The 25,184-nt window shown below is 70.8% G+C and carries 22 protein-coding genes; 13 read left to right on the top strand and 9 right to left on the bottom strand.

Going from position 1 to position 25,184, the window contains the following annotated elements; all coding sequences use genetic code 11:
* Positions 1–42: 42 nt before the first annotated feature.
* Together Psi02_RS35240 and Psi02_RS35235 are read left to right on the top strand one after the other, a co-directional pair.
* Positions 43–1,842, top strand: coding sequence for an NHL domain-containing thioredoxin family protein (locus Psi02_RS35240; RefSeq protein WP_203980200.1), 1,800 nt, complete (start codon positions 43–45; stop codon positions 1,840–1,842).
* A 200-nt stretch (positions 1,843–2,042) separates the two neighbouring features.
* Positions 2,043–2,870 (top strand): helix-turn-helix transcriptional regulator, encoded by an 828-nt coding sequence (locus Psi02_RS35235; RefSeq protein ID WP_203980199.1) that lies wholly within the window; start codon positions 2,043–2,045, stop codon positions 2,868–2,870.
* A gap of 165 nt (positions 2,871–3,035) precedes the next feature.
* On the opposite strand, the gene Psi02_RS35230 is transcribed toward Psi02_RS35235, so the two are convergent.
* Positions 3,036–4,232, bottom strand: coding sequence for an NAD(P)/FAD-dependent oxidoreductase (locus Psi02_RS35230; RefSeq protein WP_203980198.1), 1,197 nt, complete (start codon positions 4,230–4,232; stop codon positions 3,036–3,038).
* A 93-nt stretch (positions 4,233–4,325) separates the two neighbouring features.
* Positions 4,326–5,270, bottom strand: coding sequence for an RNA polymerase sigma-70 factor (locus Psi02_RS35225; protein WP_203980197.1), 945 nt, complete (start codon positions 5,268–5,270; stop codon positions 4,326–4,328).
* Between the two features lie 145 nt (positions 5,271–5,415).
* On the opposite strand from Psi02_RS35225, the gene Psi02_RS35220 reads away from it, so the two are divergent.
* Complete coding sequence (locus Psi02_RS35220; protein WP_203980196.1) at positions 5,416–5,697, top strand: alpha/beta fold hydrolase; 282 nt, start codon at positions 5,416–5,418, stop codon at positions 5,695–5,697.
* Between the two features lie 26 nt (positions 5,698–5,723).
* Here the strand turns inward: Psi02_RS35220 and Psi02_RS35215 are convergent, their stop codons facing one another.
* Complete coding sequence (locus Psi02_RS35215) at positions 5,724–8,486, bottom strand: AAA family ATPase (protein WP_203980195.1); 2,763 nt, start codon at positions 8,484–8,486, stop codon at positions 5,724–5,726.
* 90 nt (positions 8,487–8,576) lie between these two features.
* Between Psi02_RS35215 and Psi02_RS35210 the strand changes: the two genes are divergently transcribed.
* The 7 genes from Psi02_RS35210 to Psi02_RS35180 all read left to right on the top strand — a co-directional run bounded on the left by Psi02_RS35210 (position 8,577) and on the right by Psi02_RS35180 (position 16,476).
* The gene (locus Psi02_RS35210; protein WP_203980194.1) at positions 8,577–11,378 is read left to right on the top strand and encodes a helix-turn-helix transcriptional regulator; all 2,802 of its coding nucleotides are present in this window, start codon (positions 8,577–8,579) and stop codon (positions 11,376–11,378) included.
* A 102-nt stretch (positions 11,379–11,480) separates the two neighbouring features.
* Entirely contained in the window at positions 11,481–12,014 is a 534-nt protein-coding gene (locus Psi02_RS35205) for a helix-turn-helix transcriptional regulator (protein WP_203980193.1), read from the top strand.
* Between the two features lie 233 nt (positions 12,015–12,247).
* The gene (locus Psi02_RS35200; RefSeq protein WP_203980192.1) at positions 12,248–13,039 is read left to right on the top strand and encodes an alpha/beta hydrolase; all 792 of its coding nucleotides are present in this window, start codon (positions 12,248–12,250) and stop codon (positions 13,037–13,039) included.
* A gap of 178 nt (positions 13,040–13,217) precedes the next feature.
* Positions 13,218–14,024, top strand: a complete 807-nt coding sequence (locus tag Psi02_RS35195) for an alpha/beta fold hydrolase (RefSeq protein ID WP_239095429.1) — start codon at positions 13,218–13,220, stop codon at positions 14,022–14,024.
* A gap of 54 nt (positions 14,025–14,078) precedes the next feature.
* Positions 14,079–14,867 (top strand): oxidoreductase, encoded by a 789-nt coding sequence (locus Psi02_RS35190; RefSeq protein WP_203980191.1) that lies wholly within the window; start codon positions 14,079–14,081, stop codon positions 14,865–14,867.
* Between the two features lie 52 nt (positions 14,868–14,919).
* Positions 14,920–15,645, top strand: a complete 726-nt coding sequence (locus Psi02_RS35185) for an alpha/beta fold hydrolase (protein ID WP_203980190.1) — start codon at positions 14,920–14,922, stop codon at positions 15,643–15,645.
* Positions 15,646–15,660: 15 nt separating this feature from the next.
* A complete protein-coding gene (locus Psi02_RS35180; RefSeq protein ID WP_203980189.1) occupies positions 15,661–16,476 on the top strand; it encodes a DUF6928 family protein in 816 nt (271 codons plus the stop codon).
* A gap of 161 nt (positions 16,477–16,637) precedes the next feature.
* Here the strand turns inward: Psi02_RS35180 and Psi02_RS35175 are convergent, their stop codons facing one another.
* Both Psi02_RS35175 and Psi02_RS35170 read right to left on the bottom strand, forming a co-directional pair.
* Complete coding sequence (locus Psi02_RS35175; RefSeq protein ID WP_203980188.1) at positions 16,638–17,105, bottom strand: pyridoxamine 5'-phosphate oxidase family protein; 468 nt, start codon at positions 17,103–17,105, stop codon at positions 16,638–16,640.
* A gap of 53 nt (positions 17,106–17,158) precedes the next feature.
* Positions 17,159–17,827, bottom strand: coding sequence for a DUF899 domain-containing protein (locus Psi02_RS35170; protein WP_203980187.1), 669 nt, complete (start codon positions 17,825–17,827; stop codon positions 17,159–17,161).
* A 97-nt stretch (positions 17,828–17,924) separates the two neighbouring features.
* Between Psi02_RS35170 and Psi02_RS35165 the strand changes: the two genes are divergently transcribed.
* A complete protein-coding gene (locus tag Psi02_RS35165; RefSeq protein ID WP_203980186.1) occupies positions 17,925–18,386 on the top strand; it encodes a winged helix-turn-helix transcriptional regulator in 462 nt (153 codons plus the stop codon).
* An 83-nt stretch (positions 18,387–18,469) separates the two neighbouring features.
* Here the strand turns inward: Psi02_RS35165 and Psi02_RS35160 are convergent, their stop codons facing one another.
* On the bottom strand, positions 18,470–19,120 hold the full coding sequence (locus Psi02_RS35160) for a hemerythrin domain-containing protein (RefSeq protein WP_203980185.1): 651 nt from the start codon (positions 19,118–19,120) through the stop codon (positions 18,470–18,472).
* 319 nt (positions 19,121–19,439) lie between these two features.
* Between Psi02_RS35160 and Psi02_RS35155 the strand changes: the two genes are divergently transcribed.
* Positions 19,440–19,943, top strand: coding sequence for a DUF3592 domain-containing protein (locus tag Psi02_RS35155; RefSeq protein ID WP_203980184.1), 504 nt, complete (start codon positions 19,440–19,442; stop codon positions 19,941–19,943).
* A gap of 336 nt (positions 19,944–20,279) precedes the next feature.
* On the opposite strand, the gene Psi02_RS35150 is transcribed toward Psi02_RS35155, so the two are convergent.
* Genes Psi02_RS35150 through Psi02_RS35140 form a run of 3 tightly spaced genes read right to left on the bottom strand, consistent with a single transcriptional unit; the run spans position 20,280 to position 23,118 of the window.
* The gene (locus Psi02_RS35150) at positions 20,280–20,888 is read right to left on the bottom strand and encodes a cysteine hydrolase family protein (protein WP_203980183.1); all 609 of its coding nucleotides are present in this window, start codon (positions 20,886–20,888) and stop codon (positions 20,280–20,282) included.
* A gap of 5 nt (positions 20,889–20,893) precedes the next feature.
* On the bottom strand, positions 20,894–22,660 hold the full coding sequence (locus tag Psi02_RS35145; protein WP_239095428.1) for an MFS transporter: 1,767 nt from the start codon (positions 22,658–22,660) through the stop codon (positions 20,894–20,896).
* Positions 22,657–23,118 carry a MarR family winged helix-turn-helix transcriptional regulator gene (locus tag Psi02_RS35140; protein ID WP_203980182.1) on the bottom strand — a complete coding sequence of 154 codons (462 nt, stop codon included), beginning with the start codon at positions 23,116–23,118 and terminating at the stop codon, positions 22,657–22,659. The genes Psi02_RS35145 and Psi02_RS35140 overlap by 4 nt, the downstream gene beginning before the upstream one ends.
* A 589-nt stretch (positions 23,119–23,707) precedes the next feature.
* On the opposite strand from Psi02_RS35140, the gene Psi02_RS35135 reads away from it, so the two are divergent.
* A complete protein-coding gene (locus Psi02_RS35135) occupies positions 23,708–24,994 on the top strand; it encodes a vanadium-dependent haloperoxidase (RefSeq protein ID WP_203980181.1) in 1,287 nt (428 codons plus the stop codon).
* The last annotated feature ends 190 nt before the right edge of the window (positions 24,995–25,184 follow it).

The raw sequence follows: 25,184 nt of genomic DNA, 5'->3' as shown, positions 1-25,184 counted from the left end.
CGGCGTGGTCGAACGGTCGTGTGCGAATGGCATCCTTGCGTCATGAACGACGCGGCACCCGCTCCCCGCCGTGCCCGGCTCCGGGCTCCCGAGCTGATAGGCAAGGGCGGCTGGCTGAACACCGGCGGCAAAGAGCTGACTCTCTCCGACCTGCGGGGATCCATCGTCATCGTTGATTTCTGGACCTTCTGCTGCATCAACTGCCTGCACGTCCTGGACGAACTGCGCGAGCTGGAGGAGAAGCACCGCGACACCGTCGTGATCGTCGGCGTGCACTCGCCGAAGTTCGTGCACGAGGCGGAGCACCAGTCGGTGGTCGACGCGGTGGAGCGCTACGGGGTGCGCCACCCCGTGCTGGACGATCCCGACCTGGTCACCTGGAAGCAGTACGCGGTGCGCGCCTGGCCCACGCTGACCGTGATCGACCCCGAGGGGTACATCGTCGCCCAGCATTCCGGGGAGGGCCACGCGCACGCGCTGGAGGTGCTCGTCGCGCAACTGGAGGCCGAGCACGGCGCCAAGGGGACTCTGCGGCGCGGAGACGGCCCGTATGTGCCGCCGGAACCGGTGGCGACGGATCTGCGGTTCCCGGGGAAGGCGCTGCGGCTGCCGTCCGGCAACCTGCTCGTGTCGGACTCGACCCGGCATCAGCTCGTGGAGCTGGAGGCGGACGCCGAGACCGTCGTGCGGCGGATCGGCGAGCCGGGTGACTTCAACGAGCCGCAGGGGCTGGCGCTGCTTCCGGACGGAAAGGTGATCGTCGCTGACACGGTCAACCACCGGCTGCGGACGTACGACCCGGCGGACGGCGCGATCGAGACCGTCGCCGGCACCGGGCGGCAGTGGTGGCAGGGTTCGCCGACGGCGGGGCCGGCCCTGGAAGTGGACCTGTCCTCGCCGTGGGACGTCGCCTGGTGGGACGGCAAGGTGTGGATCGCGATGGCGGGCGTCCACCAGTTGTGGACGTACGACCCGCAGGCCGGGACGGTGGGACTCGCGGCCGGGACGAGCAATGAGGGACTGGCCGACGGCCCGGCGGCCGACGCGTGGTTCGCCCAGCCGTCCGGTCTCGCGGCCGCCGGCGACCGGCTGTGGGTCGCGGACTCCGAGACCAGCGCGCTGCGCTGGGTGGAGCGGGACGGTGACGGTTACACGGTCCGTACGGCCGTCGGCCGCGGCCTGTTCGACTTCGGGCACCGGGACGGCGCGGCCGGACAGGCGCTGCTGCAGCACCCGCTGGGTGTGACCGCACTGCCTGACGGCTCGGTCGCCGTGAGCGACACCTACAACCACGCGCTGCGCCGTTTCGACCCGGTGGCCGGCGAGGTCACCACGCTCGCCACCGATCTGCGCGAGCCCTCCGGCGCGGTGCTGGACGGCGCGGACATCGTCGTCGTGGAGTCCGCCCGGCACCGGCTGACCAGGCTTCGGCTGCCGGAGGAGTCCGTACGAGTCGAGGGCGCGGCTCACCGCACCCAGCGGCCCGCCACCGCTGTGGCGCCGGGGGCCGTGCGACTGGACGTGGTCTTCACCGCCCCCGCCGGCCAGAAGCTGGACGAGCGCTATGGGCCGTCCACCCGGCTGCTGGTCGGTTCCACCCCGCCCGAGTTGCTCCTCCAGGGCGAGGGCAAGGGCACGGATCTCTTTCGGGATCTCGTCCTCAACGGCGAGGTCGCCGAAGGGGTGCTCCATGTGTCGGTGATGGCCGCCTCATGCGACGACGACCCGGACATCGAGTATCCCGCCTGCCACGTCCACCAGCAGGACTGGGGTGTCCCCGTCCGCCTGAGCGGTGACGGGGAAACCCGCCTGGCCCTGGTTCTGGCGGGTATGGACGGCTGACCCGCGTGATCGCCGGGGCGTTGCTCACGGGCGGCGCCGCGGCTCTCCTCTTCGCCCGTCGGCATAGGTCGTGATCGACCAGTAGCTGACGGAACATCGGGGATCGCGCCCTCACCACCCGGTCGGCTCGCAACAGGCAGGCTGAGATATACCAGCTAGCTGGGTGGCCCCGCGGGTGGACGATGCCTACCGTCACGAGAATGAGCAGAAACGACCTGGGCGAGTTCCTTCGCGCTCGACGGCAGCTCATCACGCCTGATCAGGCAGGGCTGGCCGGCACCGTTGCGCGCCGCAAGACCTCGGGGTTGCGCCGCGAAGAAGTGGCAGCGCTGGCCAGCATCAGCACCGACTACTACATGCGCCTTGAGCAGGGCCGGGAGCGTAACCCGTCTGATCAAGTACTCGCCGCTCTGGCACGTGTCTTCCAGCTCGAGCCCGCAGCCGCCGATCATCTTCACTCTCTCGCCGACCCGCGAATCCGACGGAACATGCCCGTCCATCGGAGCGACTACGTCAGCGCCGAGGTGTCACAGTTCCTGGAGGAGCTGGACCACGTCGTCGGGTTCATTGTGAACCGCCGATTCGACGTCCTGGCGAAGAACCCGCTGGCAGTCGCCCAGTTCAGAGGGTTGCGAGACAGCGACAACCTCATGCGGCTGACTTTCCTCAGCCCTGACGGGCGCGAGTTCTATCGAGACTGGGAGAACGAGGCCCGTTCCAAGGTCGCCAATCTGCGTGCCGCCGCTGGACCGGCTTGTGACGACCCTTCCATGCTTGAGCTGATCGAGGAGCTCCGCCGTGGAAGCGACGACTTCTGCCGCCTGTGGGCCCGCCATGACGTGCGGGTCAAGGCGCATGAGTCGAAACATCTGCACCATCGTGAAGTGGGCGATATGACCCTGTGGTCGGAGTCTTTCACGATCAACAGCGCCCGTGATCAGCAGCTCATCGTCGGCCGGGCCCAGCCGGGCAGCCCGTCCGCGGATGCTCTGGCCAGACTGGCCGTGCTCGCCAGGTTGGCCGCGTGAGTCAGGCAGACGGGCGGCCGCTCTGCAGCTCGACCACCTCGATCAGATCGGCCGGCGTCGCCCGCTGACTGGGGCCTGTACGGAGTTCGGATCTTCAGGGGGTGTTCACGATTAGGGCCGGCCTGGGACGCGGCAGCCTCGAGGGCGCTCGCTTCGCTTCGTGCTCTACGCCGTCGCCTGGACGGCCGAGCCCCCCGCGGCCTGCTCCCGCGTGACGCGGTGGCGCCGGGTCGGCAGCCCGAGCCTCGGGTTGGCGACGCTCCAGGCGGCGCCCTTGCAGATCAGCTCCTTGTAGAGGGCGGCGAGCCGTCCGGTCAGGACCGCCCGCAGGGCGCGGTCGTCGGCGGTGACGTACTGGATCAAGCCCTCCTTGCGGCCCAGCGAGATGCACTGGTTGAAGTAGCGGATCGATACGTTCGGGAGCTTCCCGCCGGTCAGGCGCGCGGCAATCGCGTCGGCGGCCTGCCACGCGGTCGGAGTTCCTGAGGCGCACGACATCCGCAGCGGTTTGTCCCCGGGGCCCATCACCATGGCCGCGTCGCCGACGGCGTACACGTCCGGGTGCGAGACCGAGCGCATGGTCCCGTCGACCACGATCTGGCCGGTGTCGGTGACCTCCAGGGCGGTCGCCTTCGCGATCGGATGGACCGCGAAGCCGGTGGTCCACACGGCGACCGCGGCCGGGATGGCCGTGCCGTCGGCGGTGGCGACGCGGTCGGCTTCGACGGCGGTGACGGCGGCGTGCTCGTGCGCGGTGATCCCGAGCTTGCCGAAGACCTTCCGCAGGTGCTCGCGGCCCTTGGGCGAGAGCCAGTCGCCGAGGCCGCCGCGGGCGGCGAGGGCGACGCTGAGGTCCGGGCGGGCCTCGGCGATCTCGGTCGCGGCCTCCAGGCCGGTGAGGCCGCCGCCGACGACGACCACGGTCTGCCCGCCGTCGAGGCGGGCCAGGCGCTCGCGCAGCCGGAGTGCTCCGGGGCGGCCGGCGATCTCATAGGCGTGCTCGGCGGTCCCGGGGACGCCTTGGGCGTTCCAGCCGCTGCCGAGGGCGTAGACGAGCGTGTCGTAGGCGAGTTCTTCGGCGCCGTTCGCGTCGTTGACGGCGACGGTCTTGTGGTCGACGTCGACGCCGGTGACCTTCGCGAGCCTCAGTTCGACGCCGGTGCCCGCGAACATCTCGCTGAATGGCCGGGGCGTGAGGTCCTGGCCGGTCGCCAGCTGATGCATGCGGACGCGTTCGACGAAGTCGGGCTCGGCGTTGACGAGGGTGATGGCGACGTCCTCGCGGCGGAGCCGCTTGGCGAGGCGGCCGGCGGCGATGGCTCCGGCGTATCCGGCCCCGAGGACGACGATGCGGTGCTGCATTCCCTTGCTCCTGTCTTGCGCGGGTTTGCCCCTTGAACCGGGCGGCCCGCCGTTTCCTGACAGGAACGCGATGTGAAGCACCTCACACAGTGGCTAGAAGGCGTTGAACAAGGGCTTCCCGTGGTCGGCGGCCGCCCAATGCGCGGTCGCGCGTTCGAGCTTGTCGGGGTTGACCTGGTTGTGGACCGCGGAGATGCCCCCGGCGGTGACCTCCAGGCACATGACGCCGACGACCCGGCCGTCCACGACGGCCACGACGGCGGGGTCGCCGTTGGCGGTCCAGACATAGACCTCGGGCGCGCCGCCGGCCAGGGCGCGCTTGGCCTCGCCGGGTTTGAACAGGCCCCTCAGGAACCTCGCGACCGCGACGGCGCCCTCGATCGCCTTGGCGACGGCCGGGATCTTCCCGCCGCCGTCACCGATCGAGATGGCGTCCTCGGTGAGCAGGCGCACGAGCGGCTCGATCTGGCCGCTGGTGGCGGCCGCCAGGAATTCCTCGACGATCCGCCGGGCGGCTGCCTCGTCGACCTCGGTGCGGGCCTTGCCGGCCGCGACGTGCTTCTTGGCGCGGTGGAAGATCTGCTGGCTGGCGGCCTCGGTGATGTCGAGGATCTCGGCGATCTCCCGGTGCGGGTAGTCGAAGGCCTCCCGCAGCACGTACACCGCCCGCTCGTTGGGGGAGAGGCGCGCCATGAGGGTGAGGACCGCGTACGAGACCGATTCGCGCTGCTCGGCGGTGTCGGCCGGACCGAGCATCGGGTCCCCGGCGAGCAGCGGCTCGGGAAGCCATTGGCCCACATAGGTCTCGCGGCGCGCCCGCGCGGAGGTGAGCTGGTTGAGGCACAGGTTGGTGAGGACCTTCGTCAGCCAGGCCTCGGGGACCTCGATGCGGTCGATGTCGGCGGCCTGCCAGCGCAGGAACGTCTCCTGCACGGCGTCCTCGGCCTCCCCGGCGGAGCCGAGGAGGCGGTAGGCGATGGCCTCCAGTCGCGGTCTGGAGGCCTCGAACCGGTCGACGTCGTTCGCGGTCAAGGGCATGACCCGATCCTAGATCGCGCGACGCGAGTCCGCCGCTGGGGCGCTGACCGCGCAGACCCGCGAGCGCATCTGCCGAGACACGCCCTTTGGTCAGCGGTCCGCTGGGAAGCGCCGCCAGGACGCAGCCCATTCCCGCCGTAGTCCGGTGACATCCCAGGGTCTGAGGAACATTCGAACCGGATCGTGCGTCGTAGCACTTGGCGGCTTGACGTACTCCTCGCAGACCGGACCGGTCTCCAGGGCAGCCTGGCCCACCATTGCCGGCACTTACATCATCTGCACGGCGGACAACGCCATCCCCCCGTTCGCTCAGGAGGCGATGGCTCAGCGGGCGGAGCGGGTGCATCGCCTGGATTCCTCCCACAGCCCGTTCCTGTCGATGCCGTCAGAGTTGGCGGCGCTGCTCAAGGGTGAACTTGCACCTTGAACACCGCCCTTTGCCGCCGGCGCGGGTCAGTCCGCCCGTTCCCGGCGGAGGGCGGGCAGGTCCGCCCGGGAGCCGATGCCGAGCTTGGGCAGCAGCTGCGCCAGGTGTGCGCCGACCGTCCGGCGGGACAGGTAGACCTGCTCGCCGATCTCCTCGTCGGACAGACCCTCGGCGGCGAGCCGGGCGATGTGCAGCTCCACCGGGGTGAGCTTGTCGCGGGCCGCCAGGACGCGGTCGGCACTGGCCTCCCCGCAGGCGCGGAGTCCGCGCCGGGCGCGGTCGCTCCACGGCACGACGCCAAGCGCGTCGAACGTGTCGCGGGCGGTGCGCAGCAGCGGCCTGGCCGAGCCGGGATCGCCCTGGTCGAGCAGCCACTCGCCGTAGGCCACCTGCACGTACGCCCGGGCGAACGGCCAGCGGGCATGGTCGGCGGCGAGCGCGTCGGCGAACCGGGCCCGTGCGTCCGCGGGGTCGGCGAGCAGCGCCCGGGCGAGCGGCAGGCCCACGTGCAGTGCAGGCGCGGGCGTCGTCCGCGCCACCTCCTCCAGCTCGCGCAGCACCGTCCGCGCCGCGCCGGCGTTACCACTCCCGGCGGCGGCGTCGGCGAACGCGGCCGCCACATAGCAGCGCAGCGCGAGCTGGTACGACGGATCGGCGGGGTCGTGCAGACGGCGCAGGTGCTCGTACGCCTCCGCGTGCCGGCCTTCGCCCAGCGCTGCCAGGCCGCGGGCCATCTGCACGGTGGCGAGCACCGGCCGCACCCCGGCGGCGACGCTCATCGCCTCGGCCCGCGCCGCGAGCTCCCGAGCGCGGTCCGGTTCGCCGCGCAGCGCCGCGAGCATCGCCTGGGTGGACACGGCGGTGCCGTACATCTGCGGCTGGTCCGTCTCGAGGGCGAGCCGGGCCGCCTCTTCGGCGGCCGGGATCGCCACGTTCAGGTTGGTCCGGTGCACCGCGCTCCACGCCTGCTGGGCGAGGGAGCGGGTGAGCAGGTAGAGCCGTCCCTGGGCGCGCAGCCCGGGCAGCGCCGCCGCGGAGAAGCTCTCCACCTGCTCGAACGCCCCGACGAGTACCGCCGCGGAGCCCAGCAGCCGGGCCGCCTGCGGGTCGATGACGGGCTGCGTGGACAGCTCCCGCAGCCCGTCGATGACCACGGCGCCGCGGTCGAGCGGCGCGGCGTACGCGAGGATCGCCAGCAGCAGCGGGTTCGCGGCCGGCACCGGCAGGCTTTCGGCGGCCGCGACGATCCGGCGGCGCGCCTCGGCGCCCGGCTCGATCCAGAAGCACTGCAGCGCGGCGCTCCACAGGATGCGCAGCGCCTCCTCGGGCCGGCCGTCGGCGGCGACCGACTCGGCGAGGGCGGCGAGCTCCTGCGGGCCGGTCGCCCGGCCGTCCGAACCGTCGTTGAGGGTGCCCCGGATCCACCGCAGCTGGGCCTGCTGCCGGGAGGTGAGCGGCAGCAGTTCGGTCTGGCGCAGCAGTCGTACGACGACGTCGCGGCCACCCAGCTCGACGGCCTGGTCCGCCGCCCGGAGCAGCCGGTCGGCCCGCCGGCGCGCGTCCTCGGTGAGCTTGGCCGCCTGCTCCAGCGCGGTCACCGCCTCGGTCGGGGCGCCACGCTGCGCGACGCGGGCGGCCATGGTGTCCAGCTCGGCCGCGATCTCGTCGTCGGGCCGGGCTGCGGCGGACGCGCGGTGCCAGATCCGGCGGTCGGCGGCGTGTTCGCCACTCTGCTGGGCGAGCGCCTCGGCGAGTGCGGCATGGCCCGCGCGGCGCTGCGGCAGCGTCGCGGCCTGGTAGATCGCTGAGCGCATGAGCGGGTGCCGGAACCGGATCTGGGCGGCGTCCGGCTCGATCAGTCCGGCGCGAATCCCCGGCGCCAGGTCGTGGTGCGCGACAGGCCCGGCGGTGACGACGGCGGCGGCCGCGATCGCCTCCTCCAGTGCGGTGCCGTCGTCGAGGGCCGCGACGAGCAGCAGAGCTCGCGTGGCGGCGGGCAGGTCACCCAGCCGGGCGCCGAAGGCGCGCTCCAGCCGCTCGCTCAGCGGCAGCCACGGCGAGGAGAGCAGGCCGGCCCCCTGGTCGCGCCATTCGCCGGTCAGTTCCACCAGCGCGAGCGGGTTGCCGGCGCCCTCGTCGAGCAGTCGCCGCCGGGTCCGCGGATCCATGCCGGGGGCGCGCGCGTCGAGCAGGCGCGCCGCGGCCGCGTCCGGCAGCGGCCCCAGCACGAGTTCGGGCAGCCCGGCCTCGGCCAGCGCGCAGGGCACGCCGTCGCGCAGCGTGGCGAGCAGCGCCACCGGCTCGGCCTCCAGTCGCCGGGCGACGAAGGACAGCACCCCTGCGGTGGGCGGGTCGAGCCACTGGCCGTCGTCGGCGAGCACCAGCAGCGGAGTCCGGCTCGCCGCCTCCATCAGCAGGTTGAGCGTGGCGAGCGCGACCAGGTACAGATCGGGGACGGGAGCGTCGATGAGCCCCAGCGCGGCCGCCAGCGCGCGCCGCTGCGGATCGGGCAGCGCCCCGTCGTCCAGCCGGGCGGGATGCAGCAGGCGGTGCAGCCCCGCGTACGGGAGATGGAACTCGGCCTGCGTTCCGGCCGTGGACAGCACCCGCAGCCCGGCGTCCCGGCCGGCGTCCGCAGCCGCGGTGAGCAGTGCGGACTTGCCGATGCCGGGCTCGCCGCGGACGACCAGTGAACCGCCTCCGTCGCGAAGTCCGCGGAGGAGGCCGGAGAGCCGGGCGATCTCCGGATCGCGCCCGAAAAGTGCCGTTTTAGCGGATTCGCTGGACATGGTGACATAGTCTCCTGGTGCCGCCTCCTGGTCGAACCGAATCCGGCCCCGGCACATGCGCACGCATCGTCGAGGGGGAGAGGGGGAATCGTGTCCGACGACGTCACCGCTCGGGGACCCCGGCCGGCGCCCGCGTCGCTGCACGGCCGGGACGCGGAACGAGACGCGATCGACGAGGTGATCCGGCGGCTCGGCGCGCGGCTCAGCGACACGCTCGTCCTCGCCGGCGATCCGGGCGTGGGCAAGACCCGGCTGCTGCAGGCGGCGGCCGCGGCGGCCTCGGCCGCGGGGCTGCGGGTGCTCACCATCTCCGGCGTCGAGTCCGAGCTTCCGCTCGGCTTCGCCGCGCTGCACCACCTTCTCGCGCCGTTCCTCGATCGGCTCGAACGGATCCCCGGCCCCCAGGGCGACGCCCTGCGGCGGGCGTTCGGGCTGATGCACGGCCCCCCGCCGGACCAGTTCCTGATCGGTCTCGCGACCCTCAGCCTGCTCGCCGAGATCGCGTCCGACCGGCCACTGCTCTGCCTCGTCGACGACGCGCACTGGCTGGACCGCGACTCCGCCCAGGCGCTCGCGTTCGTCGGCCGGCGGCTGCACGCGGAGGGGGTCGGGGTGCTCGTCGCGCTACGCGAATCCGGGGCCGCGCTCTTCGAGGGCCTGCCGGTGCGCCCCGTCCGCGGGCTGCGTGACGCGGCCGCCCGCCGGCTCCTCGCAGAGTGCGTCGCCGGGCCGCTCGACGACGCGGTGGCCGAGCGGGTGGTGGAGCAGACCGACGGCAACCCGCTCGCGCTCATCACCCTCGCCACCGCCCTCTCGCCGGAGCAGCTCGCGGGCCACACCGAGCTGCCGGTACGGCTCCCGCTGGGCGTGCACCTGGAGACCTACTTCCTGGGCCAGGTCCGGGCGCTGCCCCCGGCCACCAGGGAGCTGCTGCTCGTCGCCTCGATCGCGCCCGCGCACGACCAGGCGCTGCTCTGGCGGGCCGGCGAGCTGCTGGGCATGTCCCCGGTGGACGCCGACCCGGCGCTCGCCGAGGGCATCCTGCTGCTCGGCGACCTGGCCGGCGGCAGCGTCACCTTCCGGCACCCACTCATCCGGGCCGCGGTCTACAACGCGTCCACGCCGGCCGACCGCCGCCGCGCGCACCGCGCGCTGGCGGACTCCAGCGACCCCGTGCTCGACCCCGACACCCGGGCCTGGCACCTCGCCGCCGCCACCGCGGGCACTGACGAGGACGTCGCCCGGGACCTGGAATCCTCCGCCGAGCGGGCCGGACTGCGCGGCGGCCACACCGCCCAGGCCGCCTTCCTGGCCCGCGCCGCCGAGCTCAGCCCGGACGCACCGGCGCGCGGCGGCCGGCTGCTCGCCGCGGCCGGGGCGTTCCTGGTCGCCGGGGACATCGCCGCGGTCCGCCGGCTGCTCGACCAGGCGCGGCCGATGCTGCACACCCCGGTCGCCCGGGCGATGGGGGAGCGGTTGCGCGCCGCCGTCGCCAACTTCGACGACCGGGTGGCGCACGCGCCCGCGATCCTGATGGACGCCGCCGCCGCGCTCGGCGGCCGGGACGAGCGGCTGACCAGGGTGATGCTCCGGGAGGCGATGGAGACCGCCATGGTCGCGCTGGATCACACGGTGGGCACCACGCCGCTCGAGGTGGCTCGTGCCGTGCTCGCCGTACCGGCCGATCCGGCCGAGACGGCGGCCGACCTGCTGGCCCGGGCGTTCGCCACCCGGGTCACGGACGGGTACCGGGCCGCGGTGCCGCTGATGCGGGCCGCGGTCGCCGAGCTGTGCACGGCGGAGCGGCTCAGCGAGGAGGGCATGCCGCTCGCGCTGCTCGGCGGGCTCGCCGCCGACGAGCTCTGGGATGAGCAGGGCCGGTCCGCGTTGCTGCGCCGGCTGGCGGCGTCCGGCCGCGAAAGCGGGGCGCTGCACGCGCTCCGGGTGACGCTCACCATGCTCGCCGGCAGCGAGCTGCGCGCGGGCCGGATCGCCGTCGCCGACGGGCACTACGCCGAGAACTTCGACCTGTACGCGATGAGCGGGGTGATGCCGCGGGGCGGCCCGCAATGGCAGATCGAGCAGCTGGTCTGGCAGGGCCGGGAGCAGGAGGCCCGCGCCGCCGCCGACCAGATCGCCGTCATCGCGATCCAGAACGTCACAGCCCTGGTCAACCAGGCGGCCCTGGCCATGACGGTGCTGGAGGTGAGCCTCGGCAACTACCGTGAGGCGCTCGACCGGGCCCGCCCGCTGTTCGACCGCGACCCGCCGGGCAACGGCAACCGGGTGCTGCCCGACCTGGTCGAGGCGGCGGTACGGGCAGGCGACCCCGACACGGCACGGCAGGCGCTGGCACGGCTGGAGGAGCGGGCGCCGATCAGCGGCATGCCCTGGGGACTCGGCCTGCTCGCGCGCAGCCGTGCGCTGCTCGGCGAGCAGACCGGCGGCGCCGCGGAGCCGCTCTACCGGCAGGCGCTGGAACTGCTCGGGCGTACCCGGATGCGCACCGACCTGGCCCGCACCCACCTGCTGTACGGAGAATGGCTCAGGCGGCACCGGCGCCGCGGCGAGGCCGGGGCGCAGCTGCGTATCGCGCACGAGATGTTCGCCGCGATGGGCGCCGGGATCTTCACCGAGCGCGTCCGGGTGGAGCTCGCCGCGACCGGCGAGCGGGTGGCGCCCCCGGCCGCGCCGGTCGGCTCCGTGCTCACCCCGCAGGAAACCAAGATCGCCACCCTTGCCGCCGAGGGCGCGACGAACGCGGAGATCGCCCGGCGGCTGTACGTCAGCACCTCGACCGTCGAGTACCACCTCACCAAGGTCTTCCGGAAGCTGCGGCTCACCTCCCGGCGGCAGCTGCGCGAGCTGTTCAAGGACGGCCCCGCCGACTGACCCCTGCCTTTGGACACACTGGGGTGTTTCCCTGATTCGGCGGCCCGCCCCGGCGCGGTTCCATGAGGACGACCGGTCAAGGTGACACAGGGGGAGGAAACGGTGCTCGCTCACGATTCGCACACTGCCGGGCCCGGCCCGCATCGGGCTTTGCACGCGCATTTCCTTGAGGTGCGCCGGAAGGCGAAGGGGCCCGTCGCCGTCGTCGACGCCCACACCATGTTCGTGAACAGCGCCGCCGCGGGCCTGCTGTCGTCCGCGGACCGCACGCTGCTGTGGGAGTGGGCCGGGCGGCGGCTGAGCACCGCGTCGGGGCGGCACCCCGGGCGGCTGACCCTGCCGTCGGGGACGCTGACCGGGCGATGTGAGGGCGTCTACGACAGCCATGTCCTGGCCGGCGCGGTGATCTGGCTGGCCGGCCGGCCGGCCGATACCGGACCGGCCTGGTCCCGGCTCACCGATTCGGAACGGACCGTCGCCGAACACGTCGCCCGGGGGCTCACCAACCGGGAGACGGCCGCCCTGCTGTTCATCTCGCCGCACACGGTCGACTACCACCTGCGGCAGGTCTTCCGGAAGTTCCAGGTGCGGTCCCGGGTGGAGTTGGCCCGGCTGATGGCGATCCAGGCCGGCTGAGCCCGAACATCGCGGGTTCACGACGTGCGGGTCCCGGATGGTCGAGGACTACGTGTTCACGTGGGGTGGCTCGCGGGCCGGATCCCTAGCGTGATGGGTGCATCCGCGCTCGGCACGGCGTCCTGATCCTCCGGGCGTACGCCCGTTCCGGCCGCGGAACCGCGAATCACCCGTGCCCGTCCGCAGTGTCGCGGGTCCCCGCCGTCGGCTTGATCACCTGCTGAGAGGTCACCATGAGCACCCCCGTCATCTTCATCCACGGACTGTGGCTGCACGCCACCTCCTGGACTCCCTGGACCGACCTGTTCCAGGAGGCCGGCTACGCACCGAGCGCGCCCGGCTGGCCCGGCGACGGCGCGACCGTCGAGGAGTCCCGGGCGAACCCTGAGGCCATCGCCGGTCACGGCATCGACGACGTCGTCGAGCACTACGCGAAGATCATCAGTGGCCTGCCGGAACGGCCGATCCTGATCGGTCACTCGTTCGGCGGCATGATCGCCCAGAAGCTGCTCGGGCTGGACCTCGCGGCCGCCGCCGTCGCGATCGACGCCGCGCAGATCAAGGGCGTGCTGCCGGTGCCGCTGACCGCGCTGCGCTCGGCACTGCCGGTGTTCCGCAACCCCGCCAACCGCAACCGGGCCGTGTCGCTCACCGAGGAGCAGTTCCGGTACGCCTTCGGCAACGCCGTCTCCGAGGAGGAGTCCGGCGAGCTGTACCGGCGCTGGAGCATCCCGGCGCCCGGGAAGCCGCTGTTCGAGGCCGCGGCGGCCAACTTCGACCCGCATTCGCCCGCCAAGGTGGCGACCGGGAACGAGGCCCGCGGCCCGCTGCTGCTGATCACCGGCGGCCGGGACCACACCGTGCCCGAGGCCGTCACCCTGGCCACCCTGAAGCAGTACCGGCACTCCGCCGCGGTCACCGACTTCCACGAATTCCCTGACCGGGCGCACTCGCTCACCATCGACGGCGGTTGGCGCGAGGTCGCCGACGTCACGCTGGCCTGGCTCGCCCGCCAGTCGCTCTGAACCTCGCCATCGGCGCGAGCGGCAGCCTTGGCGATCTCGTCCCCAGTCAGGTGCGGTCGTACGCCGCCCGCGTGACCGGACTCGTGATCGCGGACTCCGGTCACTGGATCTACGAAGAACATCCCGCCGACCTCACCCGGCGTCTGCTCGCCTTCCTCGACTGAGAGCTGGATCCATCATGTTGAACCGCCCCCTCCGCCGGCGCGGCGCGATGATCGCGCTGGCCGCCCTCGCCCTGTTCACGCTCGGCGCCCCGGCATCGGCCGCCAGCCGTCACGATCGCCCGAAGCCGACCATCGTTCTCGTGCACGGCGCCTGGGCCGACGCGTCGAGCTGGTCGGACGTGACCGGCCGGCTGCAACGGCTCGGGTACACCGTGCTCGCCGCGCCCAACCCGCTGCGCGGGCTCCGCGGCGACGCCGCGTACCTGTCGGCGTTCCTCGCCCAGCGGACCAGCGGCCCGGTCGTCCTGGTCGGCCACTCCTACGGCGGCGCGGTCGTGACCAACGCGGCCGGCACCGACCCCGACGTGAAGGCGCTCGTCTACGTCAACGCGTTCGTGCCCGACGAGGGCGAGACGGTCCTCGGGCTGCAGGGCGGCGGCGACCCGAGCGCGCTGTTCGACGTCGTGGCCTACCCCGGAGCGCCGGCCGGAGACGTCGACCTCTACATCAAGCCGGCGGTGTTCCCGCAGGCGTTCGCCGGTGATCTGCCGGCCGCCACGGCCGCCCGGCTGGCCGCCGAGCAGCGCCCGATCGCACTGAGCGCGCTGCAGGAGCCGTCCGGGCCGCCCGCCTGGAAGAAGCTGCCGAGCTGGTACCTGGTAGGCACGAAGGACGGTATCCTCCCGCCGTCGCTGCAGGTCACCATGGCGAACCGGGCGCACAGCCATGTCACCGAGGTCGCCGCGTCGCACCTGTCGATGCTTTCCCGGCCGCAGGCCGTGGTGGACGTCATCGTCGCCGCCGCCAAGTCCGCCCGCTGAACCCGCACGCGGCCCCGCTCCTGGGCGGGGCCGCGTCCCGCAGAAAGGCCCGTCGTGGAGCTGCACCTGTCAGGCAAGACCGCCGTGGTCACCGGCGCGAGCAAGGGCATCGGGCTGGCGATCACCCGGGCGCTCGCCGCAGAGGGCGTCAGTGTGACCGCCGGAGCGCGGCACATCAGCGCCGAGCTGTCCGAGCTGGCGGCGGGGGGCCGCGTCCGCCCGGTCGCGGTGGACCTCGCCACCCTGGACGGCCCGGCCGAACTGGTCGAGGCCGCCGGCGCGGCCTTCGGCGGCCTGGACATCCTGGTCAACAACGTCGGCGCGGTACGCCCGCGCACCGGCGGCTTCGCGTCCGTCACCGACGTGGACTGGCTCGCCACCCTGACCGTCAACTTCCTGTCCGCGGTGCGCGCCACCCGCGAGGCGCTGCCGCTCATGCTCGGCCGCGGCGCCGGCACGATCGTGTCCGTCAGCTCGGTCAACGCGTCGCTGCCGGACCCGCTGGTGATCGACTACAGCGCCGCGAAGGCGGCCCTGGCCAGTTTCAGCAAGTCCCTGTCGAAGGAGCTGGGCCCGCACGGGATCCGGGTCAACACCGTCAGCCCCGGGCCGGTCGCCACCGACCTGTGGCTCGGCGAGGACGGCGTCGCCGCCACGCTCGCCCACCACAACGGCGGCGAGTCGCACGCGGTGGCGGAGCAGGCCGCCGCCGACTCGGTCACCGGCCGGTTCACCCACCCGGACGAGGTCGCCGACCTCGTCGTCCTGCTCGCCAGCGAGCGCGCCGGCAACGTCACCGGCGCGGACTTCGTCATCGACGGCGGCCTGATCGGCACGTTGTGACCCAGGCCATCGAGGTACTCGAGGCAGCTCTGACCTCCGGAAAGGCGAATTCATGACCACTACCGAACAACCCGTCGTCGTCCTCGTCCACGGTGCGTTCGCCGAGTCGGCGAGCTGGAATCGTGTCATCCAGCGTCTGCACGGCCGCGGGCTGTCCGCCGTCGCGGTGGCGAACCCGTTGCGCAGTGTGGAGGGCGATGCCGCCTACGTGCGTGACGTGATCGCCGGCATCGGACGGCCGGTCGTCCTGGTCGGCCATTCCTATGGGGGCATGGTGATCAGTCAGGCGGCGGCCGCCAACGACGCCGTGCGGGCCCTCGTCTACGTCGCCGCTTTCGCGCCCGAGCCTGGGGAGAGCGCGCTGGTGCTGTCCGGCAAGTTCGAGGGCAGCAGCCTGGGTGGCGCGCTGGCCGCATATCCGGTCGCCTCGGGCGGCAACGAGTTCCGGATCGCCGAGGACAAGTTCCATCACCAGTTCTGCGCCGATCTCGAGGCCGGTGAGGCCGCCCTGATGGCGGCGACGCAGCGGCCGGTGACCGAGCGGGCGCTGACCGACGGGCTGACGGTGAGCGAGCCGGGCTGGCGTGCCAAGCCGTCGTGGTTCGTCCATGGTGATCGCGACCTCAACATCCCGGCCGCGGCGCTGAGGTTCATGGCCGAACGCGCCGGCTCGCGCGGAACCCGTGAGCTCGCGGGTGCCTCCCACGCCGTCGGGGCGTCTCAGCCCGACGCGGTGGCCGCCTCCATCCTCGACGCCGTCGGCCACGTACAGAGCTGACCGCAAGATCGACTTGTGTCGTTCTCGGCAAGTAATATGCGGGCTCTTGCTGAGATTCGGGAGGACCGCATGGGCGCGAAGACCGCATTGCTGGCGTTCACTGATGGCGACATCCGACCCGCGTTGCTGGGCGCGACGCGCTCGGAGCGGGCCGAGACAGAGGCGCTGGTTCGCCAGGTTCACCCCGGTTACGCGGTCGCGCCCGCCGAGGACGGCACGTTGTGGGACAGCGTCTACCCGCCGGACGATGTCACGTACGCCACCGTGTTGGCCGGGGCCGAACTCTTCTGTGATCGCAGGCTCGTGTTCGACCTCCCGTCTGAGTTGCCTGAGCACCTGCTGAAGGCCGGTGCGGGCAGGCGGATCATCATGCATGGGATGCATTCGGTGGTGGACTGGCTCGCTTTCGCGGTGTGGGAGGACGGCGTGCTGGTCCGGTCGCTGAGCCTGTCGCCTGATGGCGGAATCGAGGAGAACATCGGCGAGCCGTATGACTTCGAGTTGCCGTACTGGGCAGGCGAGCGACCTGTCGAGCCCGTGCCTGGCTGGCCGGACGAGGGCCCCTACCCGTTGCCGTTCCATCCTCTCGAGTTGGGCGAGGACGCCTTGCGTGCGCTGTTCGGCTTCGTACTGGAGGGGGTTTCCGCACCCGACGACATCGACACGGAAGCCGTTCACTTGTACGGGTTCCAGGTGACCGACCCGTCGGGCAGGGAACAGGCCGAACGGGAAGCCATGTACGCCGAGGCGCTGCGGACCATGGAGCCGCCGCGGATGTTCCAGATGGGACCGGACGGGACGATGCAAGAAGTCAGCTTCGACAGTCTCTGACATCCGTGTCTGCCGGCCGCGCATGGCACCGGAAAGTGCCGGCAAGCGATGGCCACGGACGGAAGCGTTTTCGCAGGTCGCTTGCGGGTCAGGCGAATCCCGCAGCACACCAGGGAGAACGTGCGCGGATTCAGAAGGACCTCGTGCTCGCCACCTGCGCCTCAGTCTCCGGCTGAGGTGGGCGCGTCGTCCGCGAAGTCGAAGCTCAGCCACCGGTCGGGACGCGCGGTGAACAGCACGAAGGTGTCGGCCGAGTGGGAGGTCTCGGCCTCGGCGAAGGCGCGGGCGAGATCCGGCGGTAGGTAGCGGGAGGTGATGGCTGTCACTTCCTCGACCGAGGGTGTCCAGTCCTCCTCCACCACCGTGCACTCGACCGTGACGTATTTATAGGGGAACTCGGCCTGTTGCACGCAGAAGCTCAGGGTTCCCGACCGCTGGAGCAGCCGGGTCTTGCGTGCAACCCGGCCTTGAGTGCCGGTGAAGAAGGTCAGGTTTCCGCCGGGCGTGTAGGCGTACCAGACGGGCACGGTGAGCGGGGGACGACCGTCGTCCGCGGCGACGCTGAGGACGCCGACGTGTGGCAGGGCGAGGAAGTGCTCGCGCTCCGGGGCGGTGAGGGTGCGTGCCATGGCTGCCTCCTGGGCAAGCGGTCAGGGATCGCCGGTCGAGGGCGGGAGGGGGGTCAGGGCCGCGGCGGTGCGGGGTATTCGTCACGCGGCCGGAGCCGGCTCATCGTCGGGTCCTGCGGCCAGCCCTCGGGGGAGTCCTCCCACTCTTCCTGACGTCCATAAGGCGTGAGGTCGAGCAGGTTGAAGTCGAGTCGGAGCCGATCGACTCCGCGATCGCTGGTGTAGTAGGTGCGGAAGACCTCCGCGCCGTCGCGCAGCAGCACGCTCAGTCCGAAACCGTTGCCGAGCCCGAGGTCGTCGTAGAAGTCGTCGCCGGCTGAGTACCAGGGCACGGTCCAGCCCATTCGCCGCCGTACGACGTCGATCTCGTCCTGTGGCGCGCGGGACATCAGGATCAGCCGGGTGTGCCGGGCGTTGAGGTGAGACTGGTCGGCGATGTTGTCGGTGAAGGTGGCGCAGCCGGTGCACAGCCAGTCCTGCCCCGGGGCCTGCATGAAGTGATAGATCACCAACTGGCGGTGGCCCTCGAACAGGCCGGGCAGATCGACCGTCGATCGGTCCGGCGCGGTCAAGCGGTAGCCGTCGGCGAGGCGGACCATCGGGAGCCTGCGTCGTTCCGCGGCCAGCGCGTCCAATGCTCGGGTCTGCTTCTTCTCCTTGACCAGTAGCGCCTCGCGCGCGGCCTGCCATTCCTGTGCCGACACGACGGGAGGACGGTTCACGCGGGCTCCTTTGTGCATCTCTTAAGGGAACTTACAGTGCCCCAACGCTAGCAGAGGTCCGTCTCCTCAGGGAACCCTCTCGGTTATCATCGAGCTCATGCAGCGAACCCGGTTTGGTGACATGGCCTGCTCGATTGCGCGCACACTGGACGTGATCGGCGAGCCGTGGTCGCCGCTGATCCTGCGCAACGTCATGGTGGGCGTCGGCCGCTTCGACCACCTCCAGCAGAGCCTCGGCATCTCCCGGAAGGTGCTGACTGAGCGGCTCAGATGGCTCGTGGACAACGACGTGCTGGAACGGCGGCAGTATTCGGAGCGGCCGCCCCGGTACGAGTACGCGCTCACCGTCAAAGGGACCGAGTTGTGCGACCTGCTGATGGTGATGGTGCGGTGGGGTGACCGCTGGACGGCGGGCGGGGCCGGGCCGCCGGTGCTGTACCGGCATCATGCCTGCGGAGAGATCGGCCACGTCGAGCTGCATTGCTCCGTGTGCGACCGTCCCATGGACGTCACCGGCATCGACATCCTGCCTGGTCCGGGAGCTGTCATCACCACCTGACCTGCCCGCGCGATGGAGTCCCATGCGCGGGGGCCTTACGCCGAGCCGCCCTTGGCAATCATGAAATGCGGCCTACTGCGTCGTCACATGTCGGCCCGCGGCGCCGACAGGTCGGGCTGCCAGCGAGCGGCGGCTCTGCGACGGTACGCGCGGGCGAAACCGCGAATGAGGATGAACCGCGGGACCGCGGGAACGAGGTTGACAACGATCTGGTAGCCCTCGGGATCGATGTCGTCGATCAGCCAGTGTCCCTCCAGGCCCAGCTGGGCGAACGACTTCGGCTTGATGTTGTTGGCCTCGTCCCACGCCTGCCACTCGGCTTGGGTGATGCTCTTCGACACGACCGGCATGCCCTCCTCGACCTCACGGTCGAGATGGGGAACGAGCACTTCGTTCAGTTCGTCCAGCGCCGCGACGAGTTCGACGCGGGCCTCGTCCGTCGTCGTGTCCGCGTAGCGCCGCCCGGTGGCCGTCATCGTCTCCATGGCCGGGACGATCCTGTGATGTTCTGCTTCCAGCGAATCCAGGAGCGGGCCCGCGGCGGGGTTGCGGTCGCGCACCAACGGCCAGAGTCCCTTGTCCTCACCGGAGTGGTGGTGGTGCAGGAAGTCCATCATCCAGACCACGTGTTCGCCGAGCGCGCGACGCTGGCGTCCCAGCGGATGAGGCTCGCTCGTCAGCGCCGTCCGCGTACGGTCGAGGTCGCGGCGCAACGCACCGTGCACGATGCCCATGATCCGCGTATCCGCAGGGCCTGATTTCGCCCCCATGTCGCCCCCTGTCGTCGACTTTGACACGGGCAGCGTAGATCTCTGGCGTTTTCGCTGCGGTGTCGCCCAAGTGAATAGTTGCCCCGGCGCCGCCATCTCGCAGGAGTTCCAAACCTGGATGGCCGGCTACTTCGGCCTGGACGGCGACGGCGGGCCCGCGGGACACACCAAGATCGCCGTGAACCGCCGCCCGAATCCACGCGCACCCGTTCCGTGTGATCTACAAAATAATCCCTGAACGGATGGCTGTTTATGGCACCGGCTGCCCGCTACCTTCGCCGATATGGGGTTCGAGTTGGTAACGCTGTTCATCTTCACCGGTGGTAACGGAATAGCGCTGTTTTTGGTGGCCGGCGGGATCAGGCTCATGCGGCGATCCCAACGTCTCGACCAGGTCGGTCGATCCGCCACCGGTATTGTCGTGGATAACGTATCCGGGACTGGGTGGCGAGCCTTGGTGAGTGGAGGCACGGGCGCGTCGAGCATGTCCAGCAGATCGTATGGGAGCAGGTCGGACGATGAGATCAGGGTGAGACATCGCCCGGTGATCGAGTTCAGGACCGAGGACGGGCAGGTGGTCCGTGCGCGCGGCCCAGGCGAGAGTACGGAGCCGTTCGTCGTGGGGAGCAGCGTACCGATTCTCTATGACCCCGTTGCCCCGACGGTTGTGAAAATCACCAATGGCCAGGGCAGCGAATCAGAGGGCGGTCTCATGTTGGTCACCGGAATTCTCGGACTGGCCTTTGTCTGGTTCATCTCCTGGAATTTGATATCCCATCGGTTGTGAATATCGCGAGTGGCCAGGGCGCCGGACAAGGGGACACGTTCCCCCCGCCCGTTGACGGCGCGCCATCCCACTCACACGTCAGCGTGCGCGTGGACTTCTACGGCGCGGCCGGCAGGGATTCCGTGCCTTGGCGGTAGGTGTGAACCGGTGCCCGGAGGGGTGGCGGCACGCCTCGTTCGCCCGCCCGCGCCTGGGAGGGATGGCCCATGAGAAGCGGCAAGTACCGCGGCGTGAATCCTCGGGCGTCAGTGCGGTGGGCAGGGCCGAAAGGTACTGCGGATTCTGTGTCACAGCCTCCCGCGGACCGAGCAGAGGCGCCATGACGAGGATCGACCGCTACCGCTGATTTCCGTACTCGGCATCCCCGAAGGCCGCCTTGAGCGAGTCGGCCCAGGCCTCGATCGTCAGCACCTCGGCCTGGCGCGGGAAGACCTTCTCGGTCAGCACCCGGTGTACCTCCGGGTCCGGGTCGGCGCAGCCGTCCGCCAACACCGTCAGCCCGTAGTCCAGGTCAGCGGCCTGACGCAGGGTGGACAGCACCACGCCGCTGGTGGCGATCCCGGTCAGCACCAGATTCTGGATGTCCCCGGAGCGCAGTAGCAGCTCCAGGTCGCTCCCGGCGAAGGCGCTGACCCGCTTCTTGGTGACCAGCAGCTCGCCCGGGAGTGGCGAGACGTCCGGGTGGACGGCGGCGTTCGGGTCGTCCGGGGTGAAGTACCCGGCCGGGATGTGGCCGAAGGACCGGTTGCGCGGGTGCGCCTCCGGGCTGCCCTCGCGGAAGCCGACGACCACATGGAACACCGGGACGCCGGCGGTGCGGGCCGCGTCGAGCGCGGTGCGCAGCCGGGGCAGGTAGCCCTCGTCCCGCAGGCGGGCGACGATGCCGATCTGGACGTCCATGACCAGGAGGGCGGTGGCCGACGGGGCGGTTGCTGAGAGTGTCACTGTTCTCATCCGTTCGCGGAGGTGGGGGCAGGGGTGGATGCCGGTGCGGCGGGTTCCGCCGCGGCGCGCTGGTGCTTGCCGCGCAGGGCGGAGGCGAGCGCGGCGATCAGCGACATCACCGCGGCCGCGCCGAACACGGTGACCAGGCCGTGGTGAAAGGGCGTGGTGACCAGCCCGGGGAAGAACCGGTTGCCGGTGAGCGTGGCCGCCTGGCCTGGCGTCAGCGTGTTCAGCACGCCGCTGGGGCCCAGCAGGTGGCCGATCGGGTTGTTGCCGAGGAAGGTGGCGAACAGCGTGCTGACCGGCGGCAGCGCGGCCACCTGCCCGGCCGTGGCGGCCGGCACGCCTTGGGCCTGCAGGCCGCTGTTCAGCGCCTGCGGCAGCGAGCCTGACAGGCCGACGATCATCAGTGAGAAGAACAGGCCGATGGACAGCGCGCTACCGGAGTTCTGGAAGGTGGACCGCATGCCGGAGGCGACGCCGCGCTGCTCGGGCGGGACGCTGCCCATGATGGCGGAGGTGTTGGGCGCGGAGAACATTCCCTGCCCGAGCCCGCTGACGAACAGCAGCGCGGCGAAGACCGGGTAGGAGAAGTCGACCGGCATCAGCACCAGGCCGATGAAGGAGGCGGCGACCAGCAGCAGCCCGGTGGTGGAGAACAGTCGCGCGCCGAAGCGGTCGGAGAAGTAGCCGGAGGCCGGTCCGCCGAACAGGAAGCCCACCGTCAGCGGCAGCATGAAGATGCCGGCCCACAGCGGGGTGCGCTCGAAGTCGTAGCCGTGCAGCGGCAGCCAGATCCCCTGTAGCCAGATGATCAGCATGAACTGCATGCCGCCTCGGGCGATGGAGACCAGCAGTGAGGCGAAGTTCCCGGCGGCGAAGGCGCGGATGCGGAACAGGCTGAGCTGGAACATGGGCCGCAGCGTCGGATGCTTGGCGATCCGGATCTCCGCGAAGCAGAACAGGCCGAGCAGCGCCACGCCGCCGACCAGGCCGCTGACCACCCACGGGTTGGTCCAGCCGGTGGAGTGGCCGCCGTAGGGCTGGATGCCGTAGGTGATGGCGGCCAGCAACACGCCAGACCCGGCGGTGAAGGTCAGGTTGCCGATCCAGTCGATCCGCCCTGACCGGCGGGTGCCGACCTCCCGCAGGGAGCGGTACGACCAGATGGTGCCGATCACGCCGAACGGCACGCTCACCCAGAACACCGCGCGCCAGTCGACGGCCGCCAGCACGCCGCCGGCCAGCAGGCCGAGGAACATCCCGGCCAGAGCGGTGATCTGGTTGATGCCCAGCGCCATGCCACGCTGCCGGGCTGGGAAGGCGTCGGTGAGGATGGCGGCCGAGTTGGCGGTCAGCATGGATCCGCCGACGGCCTGTACCACCCGGAAGCCGATCAGCCACAGCGCCCCGCCTCCGCCCACGAGCGGGTCCAGCGAGAGCGCCAGCGAGGCGCAGGCGAAGATGACGAAGCCCAGGTTGTACATGCGGACTCGGCCGAACATGTCGCCCAGCCGTCCCAGCGTGACCATCAGCACGGCGGAGACCAGGGTGTAGCCGAGGATCATCCACAGCAGGTAGCCGATGTTGCCGGGAGCCAGCGGGTCCAGGCCGATGCCCCGGAAGATGGCCGGCAGCGAGATCATCACGATGGAGCCGTCGATGGTGGCGATCAGCACGCCCATGGTGGTGTTGGACAGGGCGATCCACTTGTAGCGATCGGAGGCGGTGGGCCGCGCCTCCTGCGGGGCTTGAGGGTGTGCAGGTGTCACAGGTGCTCGGCCAACCGCTCGATCAGCGGCAGAGCGTCCAGCAGTTGCTGCTGCTCGGCAGGGCTCAGGGCGTCGTTGACGGCGGCGGCGAGGCGCTGGAGGGACGCCGATCGGCGGTCGGTGACGATGCGCAGCCCGGCGTCGGTCAGCGAGATGAGCAGCCGGCGTCCGTCGGAAGCGTCCTGCCGCCGGGTCACCAGGCCGCCCTCCTCCAGCCCGGCCAAGGTGGTGGCCATGGCCTGCGGGCGCACCCGCTCCAGCTCGGCCAGCGCACCGGGAGAGGCCGAGCCGTCCCGTTCCAGCCGGGCCAGGACGGAGATCTCGGCGTTGGTGAGGTCGCCGATGGCATGTGCCTGCCGCACCCGGCGCGCGATCCGGCCGACCGCCAGGCGCAGCGCGGCGGCGACCTCGGTGGCGTCGACGGGTGGGCCGTCGGAGGGCAGAGGTGTGTGCTCCATGGATACTTACAATAGCTTAATCAACCAGATGTAACTAACTGCCCGCGCCGCCGCGGCCCCGGATCGACATCCGGCTGCCAGGCCGCGAACTCCACCGGGTCACGGGGGGTGACGGCGCCACGCCGCCGGTCAGCGTGATGTTCCGCATGAACACGGGAACCATCGGCGCCTTCTCGTACCGCAGCCCTATGGGGCTGTTGCGGGGGCCGGGCAGGACGTTCAAATGAGGAGTTCGCATTCAAATTCGGCCCCCGATTCCGGCGGTCGCGGAAAGCATCTACGAACAGAAAGGTCGAGACTGACGGACATCGTTCCCGGGTCGTCGGCGATGAATGATTTACGGGCTGATGACCGGTGGAAACTCCCGGTCGTGTTCGCGGCGGTTCCGTGTATCGGTACACCCGGGCGAATTCGAGATGACCTCCAGGTAGCCGTCGAATGCCGTCCGCGAAGCAGGAAGATGCGACCGGTTCCCCTATCGGCGAGGGATCATGTTTTCGGTTACGTCATTATCGGCTTTTTGACCGATCGGGCACTGTGGCGCCCGCGGTCGGTATAGTAGTTTGCCCAAATGCGTAAATCACGTAAAATGCACTGGTCATCCGTCCTAAAACGCAAGGTCGTCTGGTTGGCCGTCGCCGGAGTCGTCGCCGCCGGGTTGCCGGCGGGAGCCGGATCGTCATTCGCGTACGCGTCGGATTCGCACAGGCCCGATAATGCCGTCATTGTCTGGGACCGCAACGCTCAGACAGCGATCTGGGACATCGCCCGTCAGCAGCCGCAGGTCCAGGCACGCAGTTTCGCGATGGTCCACGGAGCCGTTTACGACGCGGTGAACGCGATCGCCGGCACCCCGTACCAGCCGTACCTGACCGCACCGGCCGCAAAGGGAAACGAGTCGACGGACGCGGCCGTCGCGACCGCGGCCTTCCGCGTGCTGAGCGCGCTGTTCCCGGCTCAGCAGGAGAGGTTGAAGACGCAGTACGACGAGTCGCTGGCCGCGATTCCTTACGGCGCCGCGAAGCAGCGCGGGATCACCGTGGGCGATCAGGCGGCCGCCGCGATGATCGCCGCGCGGCAGAACGACGGGGCGTTCGGAAGCCAGACCTGGCCCGTCGGCACCCAGCCTGGTCAGTGGCGGCCGACGCCGCCCACACTCGCCAACGACGGTGCGTGGGTCGGATACCTCAAGCCGTTCTTCATCCCCAGTGCGTCCATGTTCCGTACGTCCGGCCCGCCGGCGCTCACCAGTCGCCAGTACGCCCGGGACTTCAACGAGGTCAAGACGATCGGCTCGGTGACCAGTACGGTCAGGACGGCCGACCAGACGCAAGCCGCGATCTGGTGGCATGACCGGCATCTGGGCGAATGGGAGATCAAGCGGCAGCTCGCGACGACACAGCGACTGAACACGCTCCAGACGTCGCGGATGTTCGCGATGGTCGATCTGGCTGAAGCCGACGCCACGACCGCCTGCTACAACGAGAAGGCGGCGTGGACCTTCTGGCGTCCGGTCACCGCCATCCAGCTGGCCGACACCGACGGCAACCCGAAGACGGAGGCCGACCCCACCTGGATGCCGTTACTCGTCACGCCGCCGCACCCCGATTTCACGTCCGGACATACCTGTTTCACCGCGGCGAGCATGTCGGCGTTGGCGTACTTCTTCGGCCGGGACGACATCTCCTTCAGCGGGTACAGCGCGGACTCGGGTACCACCAGGTACTTCCGCGGCTTCTCGCAGGCGATCGCCGAGGTGATCAACGCCCGCATATGGGGAGGCATCCACACCCGCACGGCCGACGTGCAGGGCGCGAAGATCGGCGCACAGGTCACCGCATACATGGTCGGGCACTACTTCAGACCTAAGAGGTAATCACCCAGGCAGCGCCCATCACCGGCCGGGCGTCGAAACCGGGCGCCCGGCCGGGTGTCGTCCTTCCCGGGCGACCGGTGACCGCTCATGCCGGCCTCGATGAGAATTCGCGTAGGTGGACAGTCCTTTCTCCGGCCGACCCCCGGGCTGCTGCGTCTTCCGGCTCGTATGGTCGACTGGGTAGAGGGAT

Origin of the sequence: Planotetraspora silvatica (assembly GCF_016863315.1) — a bacterium.
GTDB lineage: Bacteria > Actinomycetota > Actinomycetes > Streptosporangiales > Streptosporangiaceae > Planotetraspora > Planotetraspora silvatica.
The sequence above is the reverse complement of the archived record's forward strand: the minus strand, read 5'-3'. Positions and strand labels throughout refer to the sequence as shown.